The organism is Alkalihalobacillus sp. AL-G (assembly GCF_030643805.1).
Lineage (GTDB): Bacteria > Bacillota > Bacilli > Bacillales > Fictibacillaceae > Pseudalkalibacillus.
Map to the genome: position 1 here is coordinate 3,485,819 of NZ_CP094656.1, position 13,567 is coordinate 3,499,385.

A 13,567-nucleotide genomic window follows, 5' to 3' on the forward strand; every position below is an offset into this window, starting at 1 on the left:
CAATATCGCTTCTGATTAATTAATAAATGGAGGCTACATAATGGTTCGCCTACATACGAACGATTTGAACATTGGTTATGGTGGACGCTTTATTGTAAAGGATCTCACAATTGAAATCCCCGATAAAAAAATCACGACGATTATCGGACCGAACGGTTGTGGTAAATCAACCCTTTTAAAAGCGATTACCCGAATCATTCCACATCAATCTGGTTCAATCATACTGGACGGTGGCAGCATCTCTCAGGAAAACACAAAAGAACTAGCAAAAAAAATGGCGATTCTTCCTCAGACACCTGAAAGTGCGAGTGGTCTGACTGTTGGTGAATTGGTATCCTATGGTCGCTTTCCTTATCAGAAGGGCTTTGGCCGTTTAACCAAAAAAGACATTGAGGTAATTGATTGGGCACTTCACGTAACTGGAGTTATAGAATTTAAGTACCGTTCAATAGATGCCCTTTCAGGAGGCCAACGTCAGCGTGTTTGGATAGCGATGTCCCTTGCACAGGAAACGGAAATGATCTTCCTCGATGAACCGACCACTTACTTAGACATGGCTCATCAGCTAGAAGTGTTGGAGCTTTTACAAAAGCTGAACAGGGAACAAGAGCGAACGATTGTCATGGTTCTCCATGATTTGAACCAAGCTGCTCGTTTTGCAGATCACATCATTGCATTAAAAGATGGGGAAATCATTAGGTCTGGAACCGGTGAAGAAGTAATCCAGCAAGATGTTTTGAAAGAAGTTTTTCAGATTGACGCAGAAATAGGGCGCGATCCCCGAACGAACAAACCAATGTGTGTAACCTACAACTTACTAAAAATGGTTGTTCAAAAAGTAGACGAATCAGAAACAAGAAATTCGAGGCACGACAGTTTTGAGAACCGGAGCGTATCCTTTTAATACGTGAGGATCGGAAAAGCCGAGTAACGAAGAAATTCGCTGTTAATGAAGTGGATACTATTTGAACTTCCTATAAAAGGAGAAAACATTCATGAAAAAACAACTAATTCCATTCCTGCTCTTGTTAGTACTCATTCTTAGCGCTTGCAGCAGCAAATCAAATACTGACGAAGGCAATTCATCTGATGAAAAAGAACAAACACCAGAAACGATTACGTACCAATCTGAAAATGGACCGGTTGAAGTACCTGCAGATCCACAACGGGTGATATTACTTTCTGGATTCACTGGTAATGTACTAGCTTTGGATGTAAATATCGTTGGTGTTGATAAATGGTCAACAATGAACCCTCGCTTTGAAGAGGAATTAAAAGATGCAGAGCTTGTATCAGATGAAAACTTAGAAAAAATCATCGAGTTGAATCCAGACTTGATCATCGGACTCTCTAATATTAAAAATTTGGATAAATTAAAAGAAATTGCGCCAACAGTTACTTATACATGGGGCAAGGTCGATTATTTACAACAGCATATCGAAATTGGAAAACTATTGAATAAAGAAAAAGAAGCAAGATCTTGGGTTGAAGATTTCAAGAAACGCGCCAATAAGATCGGTGAAAAGGTCAAAGCGAAAATTGGTGAAGATGCAACTGTTTCTGTAATCGAAAGCTATGCCAAGCAGCTTTACGTATTCGGAAATAACTGGGCACGTGGATCAGAGATCTTGTATCAGGCAATGGACTTGGAAATGCCAGAAAAGGTGAAAGAAACAGCTTTGGATCCAGGTTACTATACGATCTCAGCAGAGGTTCTCCCTGAATATGCCGGTGACTACATCATCTTCAGCAAAAGCCCTGATGCGGATAATTCGTTTATGGAGACTGAAACCTACAAAAACATCCCGGCAGTTAAAAATGATCGCGTTTTTGTACTCAATGCAAAGCAAGCATCCTTCAGTGATCCATTAACACTGGAATATCAACTTGAATTCTTTAAAGAATCGTTTCTTGGAAAGTAAATCGATGAAAAGGGATTCTTCTTAAAAGAATCCCTCTTCTAATTTAATTAAAGAAGTGAGATACATATGACAAAACGACGTTCAAACCTATTCCCATCTACCTACAAATTCATCATTGGAATTCTTCTGTTTATTGGATCATTTATTGTTGCAATGGTCTTTGGGGCAGCCGATACGAGCCTAAATGACGTATGGCTTGCCTTCACATCAGATGTGCAAACAGATATTGTTACCATCATCCGTGAACTCCGATTGCCTCGTGAAGTTGCAGCTATTTTTGTGGGAGCTGCCCTTGCGGTTTCTGGAGCAATCATGCAAGGATTGACGAGGAACCCTCTTGCTGACCCTGGATTATTCGGGTTGACTGCTGGTGCAAATGCCGCCCTTGCCGTAACGATTGCACTTCTTCCTTCAGCAAATTATTTTACGATCATGATTGCTTGCTTTATTGGGGCTGCGATTGGAGCGATGCTTGTTTTTGGTATTGGTGCTATGAAGAAGGGAGGATTCTCACCACTTCGAATTGTTTTAGCTGGTGCTGCCGTTTCTGCCTTTTTATTTGCAGTGGCTGAAGGGATCGGTCTTTATTTTAAAGTTTCTAAGGGGATTTCAATGTGGACTGCAGGTGGGTTGATCGGAACAACATGGAGCCAGCTTCAAATCATCATTCCCTTTATTTTAATTGGTATTTTCGTTTCCTTCCTCCTATCCCGACAGCTTACGATTCTTAGTTTAAATGAGGAATTGGCAGTCGGATTGGGACAAAAGATTACCCAGATCAAATCCGTTCTATTTGTCATTATCATTTTACTTGCTGGTGCATCTGTTGCTCTTGTTGGAAATATGGCGTTCATCGGATTGATGATTCCTCATATCGTCCGAGCGATTGTTGGTACCGATTATCGTTTCATTCTACCAATGTCCGCCTTGATCGGTGCATCGTTCATGCTTGTTGCTGATACACTCGGACGCACGATCAATGCCCCTTTTGAAACACCTGTGGCATCGATCGTAGCATTGATGGGATTACCATTCTTTCTCGTTATCGTACGTAAAGGAGGAAAAGCATTCTCATGATACATCCTCGTTTACTGAAAAAACAACGATTAATCCTGCTTTTATTCCTTTCATTGATCATTCTGACTAGTTTTATAGGAATGGGGTTGGGGTACTCTACTGTTTCTTATGATCGAATTCTCCCGACATTTCTCGGTCAAGGTACGTTTAAAGAAGAGTTTGTCCTATTTTCGATTCGTATGCCGCGAATTATCATTACATTGCTTGCGGGGATGGCTTTAGCGTTATCTGGTGCAATTTTGCAGGGCGTAACCCGAAATGATTTAGCGGACCCAGGCATCATCGGAATCAATACAGGAGCAGGTGTAGCCATCACTGTATTCTTTTTATTTTTCCCGATTGAAGCAGGATCATTTATTTATATGCTGCCAGCAGTTGCATTTATCGGTGCCTTCATTACAGCTCTTTTGATATATGTATTTTCCTACAGCAAAAATACAGGCCTCCAACCCGTAAAATTAATACTAATCGGAGTTGGATTCTCAATGGCTCTCTCTGGTGCAATGATCGTACTTATTTCATCAGCGGAACGTATGAAAGTGGATTTTATCGCAAAATGGTTAGCCGGAAACATTTGGGGAACGGATTGGCCGTTTATTTTGGCGATTCTCCCATGGCTCGTGATTCTCATCCCATTCACCTTGTACAAAGCAAATCGCTTGAATCTATTAGGATTAGGTGAACCGGTAGCGATCGGAACAGGTGTATCGATTGAAAAAGAACGTATCACTTTGCTGATTACGGCCGTTGCACTGGCAGCCGCAGCGGTTTCTGTTACAGGAGGAATTGCTTTCATCGGCTTAATGGCTCCGCATATGGCGAAAGCTCTTGTTGGACCTAGAAATCAATTATTTATCCCGGTTGCGATTTTGATTGGAGGTTGGCTGCTGTTATTCGCCGATACAATCGGACGGAATTTAATTGGTCCTTCCGGAATTCCAGCAGGTATCATGACCGCCCTGATCGGTGGACCGTACTTTATCTATTTATTGATGAAAAAATAGCAAAAAGAGACCTGAGTGATTTTCCTCCGCTCAGGTTTCTTTTTTCTGGAGAGTTCTGGACGGCGTATTGAACGATTAAGTAAATCAAATCGCAAAAGAATGGACATTTTTAAATAAAAATAACCCTTTAAATGTAATAATACTGTAATTTACATGAGTAAAGATACCTTTCAGGTGAACTCCTACACATTATAAACAGGAATTCGATATCGAAAATTGATATTTCGGCCACGAATAGTAAAAAGGTCACGAAAGCACTCTCTGCTCCAGCGGAAATGTGCCCAAAAAAAGCTAGCCCAATCAGATTCAAGGGCTAGCTTTGATTTTTTTTCGAAGATCTTTTCTTGTGCATATCGTTTTGTAATCATCTAGCAAGATTGAAGTCTACAATACTATACTACCCTTTTAAAACTACATCAGCGTTTTCCAACGGTGCTTCAGTTCTTAAATAGTAATCTTCCGCTTTCCAATATCTGTTCTCAAACTTGGCTACGTTCCTCTGGGTCCCTTCACTTTCACGACGAAACCTAACATCTCTAGGACAATTTAAAAAAATCATATGATCGAAGAATCTTCTCCACTCTTTCCGTTGAAGAAACACCCCTTCAACAACAATAACGCCTTCATCAGGAAGCTTTATGTTCTGAAATCGTTGCGTATCAATTTTATCCTCGTAGAATGGAAGAGTAATTTGATCAGTGGTCTTAAGTCTTTCGAAAAAATGGTGAGTCAACCACTCAATGTCCCACTGCAAAAAATAGTACTCGTGCCATTCTTCCTGCCCTGTATCATAACGTTTTTCCCGCTCCACTATGTGATCATCAATATGGAAAATATGGAATGGCGTATTCTCTTTTTTCAAATACTGACTAAGTTCGTTTACGAGTGTGGTTTTTCCAGATCGACTTAACCCATCGACACCTACGATTAAACGATCATCCATCTTGAATTCCTTTATCGAATGTATAATGAGATTTAACAAGTTTACTCCCCTTTTTAAAAGTTCAGCAGCAATAGTCATAGGGATGAAGAGGTCGGTTTGCAGGAAATCTCCATTTCGGATGAAACGAATCATCTTTCCAATGCCATGCACCCAATGCCGCTGCACACGCGTCGATTGAATGGCTTTCCTCCTCTATCTCAATTGGTAATTGTGTCAACCCTTGTTGCCCAAACCATTTTCGTATGTAATTTCTCGCCGATTGTTCTTGTTTGTATCTTAAAACATAGTCAATATCTTGACGAGGGAGCCTTGATCCAATAATCGCACCAGGATGTACTTCTACTATTGAAATCGGGAAAGGAGATTCAAGACTTTCGATTTCTCTACTAAGCTTGATTCCTCTTAATGTTAAATACACCATTCTAGTCAATGTTGGAGGCATGATCGAGCCAGACTTCATTCCTAACCCAATAATAAACTTCCTCAGTTCTCGATCACTCTGGCGATCTCCACCCCCATCTTCATAGGATAAAGGAGCATCTATTCCGATAACGACTTCACCAATCCGGCTTTGTTCTAAAACCTCTTCCAATATCCTTTGATCACTGATTCCAGGCATCCACTTATTCAATTTCAGTTGATTTCCCTGTTTCTCAAAAACAGTAAGCACCGTGTCTTTATGATTACTAGGTCCAGATAAGTCAATACCAATCACACGCATAAAAAACCTTCACTTTCGTAAATTCTAGTCTACTATTTCAGCAAATGCTCGAACTGGAAAGGTTCCCATTCCTTTGATTTTAGGGGGAACGGCAAAGAATAGAAATTTATTATCCAAGAGCTCTTTCAAGTTGCATAAGTGCTCGACGATCATTATTTCCACACCCAATAAGACAGTATGTACAGGGCGGGATTTACCTGATGTATCATCAATATTGACAGAATCGATCCCGACTAGTGCAACCTTCTGCTCAGACAGGTACATCGCCGCACTTTCCGTCAAATAAGGATGATCCTCAAAGTACTGTTCTGTATTCCAGTGCCTGTCCCAGCCTGTATGAATTAAAACAGCTTTCCCTTCAAGTTTGAGGTCATGAAAAAAACCTTCATCTATTTCTTTTATTCCTTTGTCAATATGTATCAAAATTCCTTCTAACCCAGCCATCTTACCAATTGCTGTTTCAGCTAGATCGTTTCCATTCTCATATCGATGGAATGGAACATCGACATAAGTCCCTGTGTTTGAAACCATTTCTATTTTCCCGATTTGAAATTCAGTACCACTTTCGTAATGTTTTCTAGATTCCTCTCGACTGAGATAGTCGCAAATGATCGGTGCCGGAAGACCTTTATAAGTGATAAGTCCATTTTCGATTGTATGACTTAAATCAACATACACCTTTTTTCTCATATACTTTTTCTTCACTCCGCCCTACAATTAGTAGTAACAATGTTCTCCCAATACAACCCCACTTTGTACTTCAATTGTTACAGCACATGATTTCTGAGTAACCTTCTGAAGGAATGCAATTAATTCAGAATGTAAACGAAAGAACAATGATACTTTTAAAACAATACCGCAAATGGATAGAATAACCAATAATCGTCAATGAAAATAATAGCAAAGAACCAAACGGTCACTGCGAGTATCGAATACATTAGGTGATGCGACGGTTTTTTCAGTAGCATTAATTGATTTGCAATTGCTAGTATCCATAAAATGAATGTGAATACAAGTATGTACAATCCGATTGAAAAACTACCTAAAAAGCTTACTGCATAGATTAATAAGCCTGCGAAAAAGTACATTTTAGAGGATGAATTCTTAATCGCCGACACAGATAGAATTATTCCGAGTATTGAAAACAAGAAAAAAAGAATTGTAAAAACCACCGCCATAATGCACACTCCCTCACGTTGCTATAATTGTAAAATTCGATACCCATAGACCGTTTCCTTTTTACACAATATGGTCGATTTCAAAAAGGATGCCTTCCTTTTGTAAGAGAGGCACCCATCAAATAACCTACTTAACTAATCCTGCCCTTAATTCATTTACGCCAAATTCTAAATAAGCCTTTAAACAAGACAACATAAAGACCCAGCCTTCTTTGTTGTCTATTAACTTATGTATTAATTCGGCGTCATTTTCTTTAAAACCTTCTTCATTGACTTCAATGATTGTACTTGAGTCATCCAACTCGTTCAGCGTAATTGTAACAACATGTTCTTCTTCAACTGGACCCCACTTGAACACGATTTTTTTATTTTCCTCAATTCCAACTACGTTTATTGACCCTTCTGCATTATAAATATCATATTTCAATGTAATCGTTTTACCCTGTTCCCATCTTTCGGAACTCGATGAAAACCAAAAGTTTCCGATTTTCGAAGGATCTACAAACGCTTCAAACACTTCATTAGCTGGTTTTAAAATCTTGAATTTTGTAATGTTGTTCATAACATTGATCAACTCCCATTTTATATCTTGTTCCCACAACTCACATTTTAACAGAGAGACTCCATTTATTTCTTTAAAGTGAACTACTTATTTACCGTCATTAAACCAATGCCCAGGAATTCTTAGAGATGCAGGTAACTTAGTATGGGTATCGCCATGAGCCGAGTTAATTTGTGATTGGGTGAGAAAAATACTTCCTGTGAGGTCAGCACCACTTAAATCAGCGTCTCTAAAATCCGCACCGATAAGATCCGTCACTCTCATGTCAGCATTTCTAAGGTCAGCTCCTATTAGCAGAGCTCCTCTTAAGTTCGCCCCTTTAAGATCTGTACCTCTTAACTTTGCACCGATAAAGTCACCGCCGCTGCTTATTTTGTACTTTTTAGTTTTCTGATGAGGGACTTTTGTACGTGCCAGTTCACTTGTCTGTAAAAGCAAAGCATTAACTGTCTCTCTATGAGCTTGTACATCCAGTTCTAGAATAGCTCGTGGGTTTAGATCAGTGAGTTTTTCCGTTTTATTTAGAGCAATCTGTAAATCTCTATAAATCGGTTGAGCATCTTATAAACTTAGTGCTTCTGTTAAGTATCAAAGCATTTCATGAAGTTGTTGCATAATCGGAAAAACATCAAACATTTACTTCGCTATTTCTGGATTATCTCGCCAATCGCTTCCTTCATAAGTGACTTGAGATACCTTCTGACCTGCCGCAAAGCATTCATATACAGTACAGTCTTTGAACCCTTCTTTTCTGAAATCTTTATGAATGCTGCAACGATATTCCGATTGTAGATTCGGACAAGGTACTCCCCCTCCTTATCAAGCGCAAAGTCAGCAGATTTTGCATAAGACAAAGTAACACAGCATAATCCAAAACAATTCTCACAGTCTACTTTTAACTCACTCTTCCTTAGTTGATTAGACAATCCTTACATAAATTGCTTTCACTTTGACATACTTGTGAAAATGTTGTACATTACCAATAGTACGAACGTTTTTTATTCAAACAAACTTTAATATTCGTATTTAGGGGTGTGTATCATGGAAAATGTATTTGATTATGAGGATATCCAGTTAATTCCCGCAAAATGCGTGGTAAATAGCCGATCAGAATGTGATACTTCTATAACGTTTGGCGGACATAACTTCAAGCTGCCTGTTGTTCCAGCAAATATGCAAACGATCATAGACGAAAAAATCGCCATCTACTTGGCGGAAAATGGTTATTTTTATGTGATGCACCGTTTTGAACCTGGGAAACGAATCTCTTTTATAAAAGATATGAAATCACGTGGATTGATCACATCAATCAGCGTGGGGGTCAAAGATGAAGAGTATGAATTCATCCAAGAATTAGCAGATAAAAGTCTTTCACCAGAATACATTACGATTGACATCGCACATGGGCATTCCAATGCAGTGATTGAGATGATCCAACATATTAAAAAGCACTTACCTGACACTTTTGTCATTGCAGGAAATGTCGGAACTCCAGAAGCAGTTCGAGAGTTGGAACATGCTGGAGCAGATGCGACAAAAGTAGGCATTGGACCAGGGAAGGTATGTATCACGAAGATCAAAACCGGATTTGGAACTGGTGGTTGGCAATTGGCTGCACTACGTTGGTGTGCAAAAGCTGCTAGCAAGCCGATTATTGCTGACGGCGGCATCCGTACTCATGGTGATATTGCGAAATCCATTCGATTTGGTGCATCAATGGTCATGATTGGTTCACTATTTGCCGGACATGAAGAATCTCCCGGAGAAACAGTTGAGAAAGATGGAAAACTCTATAAGGAATACTTCGGATCCGCTTCTGAATTCCAAAAAGGTGAAAAGAAAAACGTTGAAGGAAAAAAGATGTTTGTGGACTACAAAGGTTCATTAAAGGATACGTTAAAAGAAATGGAACAAGATCTTCAATCCTCAATCTCTTATGCCGGCGGATACAAGCTGGAAGCCATCCGTAACGTCGATTATGTCGTCGTGAAAAATTCAATCTTCAATGGGGATAAGGTTTATTGAAAATTTTGAATGGCCGAACTTACTCGAAAAGAGTGTGTTCGGTCATTATTTTTACCTTGATGAGTATCATTTTTTAACTGCATGGATGTATTGGATGGTTTCAAACGCTGTTAAAAGATTTTATATACTAGTATTTGAATTAAAACAAGTATAATCACCAAGCCCCATGTGCAACTTGTAGTAATGAGAGGAACTATTAAACTGTAAAGTTTAGAGCGACAAATGTAATTTAACAATCGCCTAACATCAATTTTCTACTTGAATCTTTTTAGCTTCAGCTTGTTGAGGGTAAGAATCTTCAATCCCACCTTCAATCCATATCACCACTTTATTACCTTTATTTAAGCTACTTGTATCATCGTAACTAAGATAAATTAGTGGAATATATTCTTCGCTTCTACTTAAGTCTTCTATTGTTTTATCATTATTTTGATTAAATTTTTCTTTCGTAATATCATAAGCAACTAATACTCTTCCCTCCTTAATATCAAGTATATAACCTTCTAATGATGAACCATCGTCTGTTGGCATTGTATCTTTTTGTTCTACCACTAAATCTTTATCAATAAGTTTTGTTGCTTCATAAAGTACACCACTGTCATAAGATTTAATGTCGAAATATCCATTAAAATAATCCCATACACCTGAATGTGCGGAGAATTTTTCTACATTAACGATTACTTCTTTAAAAAGTTCAGTAGCTTCTTCTTCTGATAATTGTCCATTTACCATTAGCCTAAACTTAATCTTTTTCTTTCCATCATAAGAAGATGCAGTCGTTTCTATTTTATCTAACATCCTCAGTGAGCCTTCGGATTTAACCGTGGCTTCGGTAATTTTAAAATCAGGTTGATTACTACACCCTATAATTAAGAAAAATACAAGCCCTAAGGAAAATAATCGTTTGATAATATCACTCCTAAAAATTCTTATTCTTTATAACTCCTCCTTAACGGCATAACTTACAATTTCCAGATGTATCAATTAATTTCCTTCCTTACTGCAGAATATAGCCCTATAGATGAATAAAGAGTGCAATTCTTACTCCTGAATTGCCCCCGATTGTTTAATAAAAGTTTTATTTTGTATTCTCTATTACGTAATCCACCTTTGGCATTTTACGATATTGTGGTAACTTTTGTTTTCCTTGGTACCATTGATATGCTTTTAACATTCCATTCCTCAGGTTGATTTTCGGTGAATACAACCCTGAATTTTTTAATTTTTCAATTGACATCAAAAATGAACAATCCCGAAAAGGGAAAAACTCCCTTGGTACAACATCTATTTCATTCATCTTCGTTGTAGAAATTCTCACCGAAGGTACTTCTTGTTCTATCACCGATGCAGCTATCTTGATCAATTGCCGCCAAGAGATATCTTCCGGGTACGCTAGATTAAATATTTGTCCCACACAATCGTTATCAATGGCACTTGAAAATACATTAACAAGGTCATCAATGTGTACAAACTGTACTAAGGTGTTATCGTCTCCTGGATAAGGTATAGGTAGTTTATTTTGGATACGCTCGAACAAAAATGCTTCTCTGTAAAGATTGTTTCCTTCCCCATAAATATATGGAGGACGAAAAATGACGATAGGGAACCCTTTGCTATTGTACAATTGGATTAAATAATCTTCTGCATTTTTCTTATCTTCACCGTATTGTCCCCAGTTCGGATTGTTATCTTTTTCAGCAATCTCTGACATACGAGATTCAGAGGGTTTGTAAACCGCACCAGAGCTACAAAACACATATCTCTTAAGTGCTTCTGTATTTATTACTCCAGTAAATATTCTTACATCTTCCTCCGTATAGGCGGAAATATCATATACATAATCATATTGAGTATCATTCAATGTATTTGACAGTTCATTTTTATCTTTTCTATTGCAAATATAATGGATATGGACTCCTTGATAGTCTACTTCTCGTTTTCCTCTTGTTAGGATATCAACTTGGTAACCCTTCGATATTAAATGAACTACTAATGCCTTACTAACGAATTCAGTTCCGCCCATAACCAGTATTCGACCCATTTTTTAATCTCCTCTACAATAATTTACTTCCTCCAGGAAACTGCCGAGTAATTAGATATTAAACAAAAAGAGGCGTAACCCTTTTTAGATTAACGCACCCGTTTGTAGCATAACTTTTATTTGGTTAACTGCCGAAACTTGAGTTAATACATCCTTTAACATTAGTTTTCAGCTTAAAAATCCCCCCTGCATTAGGGTATCTGTTCAGTTCCTCATCTGTTGTTCCTATTCTAGCAGTGGTTATGTATAGCTCGTTTAATTCTTCTCCTCCAAAGATACAAGAAGTTACATTTATTGCTGGAATAGAAATAAAGTCTAACTGTTTTCCGGTGGATGGATTCCATCTTGAGATTCCCGAACCACCCCAATGTGCAATCCAAAGCATACCGTCTTGATCTATAGTCATGCCGTCAGGAAGACCTACATTTGCTGGAAATTGAATCGCAATTTTAGGTTGATCAATTCCACCACTAATAAGATCAAAATTATATTGAACAACTTGTTTCGTGGGAGTATCAATAAAATACATATGCTTATGATCCGGAGACCAGGCTAATCCATTGGAAGTACCAACATTATCAATCATCTTAGAAACCCTTAAATCAGTATCAAGTAAATATAAAGCCCCTTTTCCATCGATACCCACCGAATCAGTAGTTCCAGCCCAGAATCTCCCGGAAGGATCACATTTACCATCATTAAATCGATTATCTTCCAAATGACTCTCTGGATCATTGATTTGTTTCAAGACTTCATCTTCCCAGTCATAGAAAAAGAATCCATCCTGAAGAGCGACTATTAGACCTCCGCTTTTCCTTGGAGAAACACAGCCAACATGCTGATCAAAGTTTGCTATATTAACCTCATCAATTGTAGAATCATACTTAAAAATCTTCTTTCCTATGATATCAACCCAGTAGAACGAATTTCTCTCATGATCCCAAATGGGTCCTTCACCTAATGAACACTTTGTATCAAACAATAATTCAATGGACACTTTGTTAACCTCCTGCCATTTTTCGATCAGCTGCAAATTCTTTAAATTAAATGCTGTAACTCAATGATTAATCCGTAAAAAAAGAGACCTGCGTTATTTTAAGGAAGGTAGAAAAAGATTGTACGGCCGCTTTTTCTCTTTTCTTCGACTTCGGGAATAAGATCGTAGAGTTCATTAAAGATTTTCTCTTCCTTTTCAACAGGTATGTCTATAATAGCTCCATTTTCCTCTAATTCTTTAATCAAAAAAACCGTGACGTTTTTTATGTATTCTTCCCCTTCTACCCCATCGCCTTTATCACCTTGGTTCGGGTCAGCCCATACAAGAGCAATATAACTTAGGTAATTTGCCACTTCTTCTATGTGTGGTGCACAAGAGCCAATAGTTCTCTTGCAAAATATCGCCCTTTGGTTTAGAGCCATTGCAGCCTCACCAATTGCTAAAGCAGCCTTCTTTTTATTGTCCCAAGATGTTTGATAACCAAGGAAATGTCCGCCAGATATAACTCCCGATACGAATTGATTATAAGAGTATTCCTTCCAATTCTGTATTCTTTGCTCTTGCTTATAATCTTGATAATTAAACCATATTGATATCAGAAATCCTAATCCCATCATTACTAAGGTAAGCTTTTTCAATGTAAACGACATACAGCCCTCCTAAATATTATTGAACATGTTGTTAGATTAAAACTGTCTAATACTCCAGCAAGAGAAAAGCGATCACCTTGTGAAGCAATCGCCCCCATTCGTATTATAAGGTCAGCCAGTCATTTTTCTGGTTGCCTTTTTTTATATGGTCTTATTATAACAGTAGCCAGGGTAGAACGTCCGCCCCCGTGGGACTTAGATCCCGTGAATTAAACCGTTCACCCACTACTGGTAGAAACATGTTTGAGGCTGGTTAGGACTGAGAACTCGTATAACAAGCGAAGCTATGATACTACTAGTAGGAATTAAGGGTTACTGGCAAGTTCAATTTGAGGAGGAGATTTAGAATGAATCCAGTCGTTGGTCTGGATGTTTCAAAAGGAGAAAGTGAAGTTCAGGCTTTTTTAGATAAGGGGGAAACCATCGTCCCGTGTTTTTATATTCCTT

At 38.3% G+C, this 13,567-nt stretch carries 14 protein-coding genes and 1 pseudogene; 5 read left to right on the forward strand and 10 right to left on the reverse strand.

What is annotated here, in order from left to right; translation table 11 throughout:
* Nucleotides 1-40 precede the first annotated feature (40 nt).
* The 4 genes from MOJ78_RS17825 (at nt 41) to MOJ78_RS17840 (ending at nt 4,003) form a co-directional block, all read left to right on the forward strand.
* On the forward strand, nt 41-904 hold the full coding sequence (locus tag MOJ78_RS17825; protein ID WP_304978670.1) for an ABC transporter ATP-binding protein: 864 nt from the start codon (nt 41-43) through the stop codon (nt 902-904).
* A 91-nt stretch (nt 905-995) separates the two neighbouring features.
* A complete protein-coding gene (locus MOJ78_RS17830; protein ID WP_304978671.1) occupies nt 996-1,922 on the forward strand; it encodes an iron-hydroxamate ABC transporter substrate-binding protein in 927 nt (308 codons plus the stop codon).
* 66 nt (nt 1,923-1,988) lie between these two features.
* Nucleotides 1,989-2,999 (forward strand): FecCD family ABC transporter permease, encoded by a 1,011-nt coding sequence (locus MOJ78_RS17835; RefSeq protein ID WP_304978672.1) that lies wholly within the window; start codon nt 1,989-1,991, stop codon nt 2,997-2,999.
* Nucleotides 2,996-4,003 (forward strand): FecCD family ABC transporter permease, encoded by a 1,008-nt coding sequence (locus MOJ78_RS17840; protein WP_304978673.1) that lies wholly within the window; start codon nt 2,996-2,998, stop codon nt 4,001-4,003. The genes MOJ78_RS17835 and MOJ78_RS17840 overlap by 4 nt, the downstream gene beginning before the upstream one ends.
* A 397-nt stretch (nt 4,004-4,400) precedes the next feature.
* On the opposite strand, the gene MOJ78_RS17845 is transcribed toward MOJ78_RS17840, so the two are convergent.
* From MOJ78_RS17845 to MOJ78_RS17870, 6 genes and pseudogenes are all read right to left on the reverse strand, one after another.
* On the reverse strand, nt 4,401-4,985 hold the full coding sequence (locus MOJ78_RS17845) for a kinase (RefSeq protein WP_304978674.1): 585 nt from the start codon (nt 4,983-4,985) through the stop codon (nt 4,401-4,403).
* A gap of 22 nt (nt 4,986-5,007) precedes the next feature.
* Entirely contained in the window at nt 5,008-5,667 is a 660-nt protein-coding gene (locus tag MOJ78_RS17850; RefSeq protein ID WP_304978675.1) for a DUF429 domain-containing protein, read from the reverse strand.
* Nucleotides 5,668-5,691: 24 nt separating this feature from the next.
* Nucleotides 5,692-6,357 (reverse strand): cyclase family protein, encoded by a 666-nt coding sequence (locus MOJ78_RS17855; RefSeq protein ID WP_304978676.1) that lies wholly within the window; start codon nt 6,355-6,357, stop codon nt 5,692-5,694.
* A gap of 155 nt (nt 6,358-6,512) precedes the next feature.
* On the reverse strand, nt 6,513-6,845 hold the full coding sequence (locus MOJ78_RS17860) for a hypothetical protein (RefSeq protein WP_304978677.1): 333 nt from the start codon (nt 6,843-6,845) through the stop codon (nt 6,513-6,515).
* Nucleotides 6,846-6,972: 127 nt separating this feature from the next.
* On the reverse strand, nt 6,973-7,407 hold the full coding sequence (locus tag MOJ78_RS17865) for an SRPBCC family protein (RefSeq protein ID WP_304978678.1): 435 nt from the start codon (nt 7,405-7,407) through the stop codon (nt 6,973-6,975).
* 87 nt (nt 7,408-7,494) lie between these two features.
* Nucleotides 7,495-8,333 (reverse strand): annotated as a pseudogene (locus MOJ78_RS17870) (pentapeptide repeat-containing protein).
* A 115-nt stretch (nt 8,334-8,448) separates the two neighbouring features.
* Between MOJ78_RS17870 and guaC the strand changes: the two are divergent.
* Nucleotides 8,449-9,432, forward strand: a complete 984-nt coding sequence (gene guaC / locus MOJ78_RS17875) for a GMP reductase (protein WP_304978679.1) — start codon at nt 8,449-8,451, stop codon at nt 9,430-9,432.
* Nucleotides 9,433-9,678: 246 nt separating this feature from the next.
* Here the strand turns inward: guaC and MOJ78_RS17880 are convergent, their stop codons facing one another.
* The 4 genes from MOJ78_RS17880 to MOJ78_RS17895 form a co-directional block, all read right to left on the reverse strand.
* Nucleotides 9,679-10,230: a DUF3221 domain-containing protein gene (locus MOJ78_RS17880; protein ID WP_304978680.1), complete on the reverse strand. Its 552-nt coding sequence runs from the start codon at nt 10,228-10,230 to the stop codon at nt 9,679-9,681.
* A gap of 280 nt (nt 10,231-10,510) precedes the next feature.
* On the reverse strand, nt 10,511-11,473 hold the full coding sequence (locus MOJ78_RS17885) for an NAD-dependent epimerase/dehydratase family protein (RefSeq protein WP_304978681.1): 963 nt from the start codon (nt 11,471-11,473) through the stop codon (nt 10,511-10,513).
* Between the two features lie 124 nt (nt 11,474-11,597).
* Complete coding sequence (locus MOJ78_RS17890; protein ID WP_304978682.1) at nt 11,598-12,470, reverse strand: SMP-30/gluconolactonase/LRE family protein; 873 nt, start codon at nt 12,468-12,470, stop codon at nt 11,598-11,600.
* 98 nt (nt 12,471-12,568) lie between these two features.
* Nucleotides 12,569-13,120: a hypothetical protein gene (locus MOJ78_RS17895; protein WP_304978683.1), complete on the reverse strand. Its 552-nt coding sequence runs from the start codon at nt 13,118-13,120 to the stop codon at nt 12,569-12,571.
* Nucleotides 13,121-13,567: the final 447 nt, after the last annotated feature.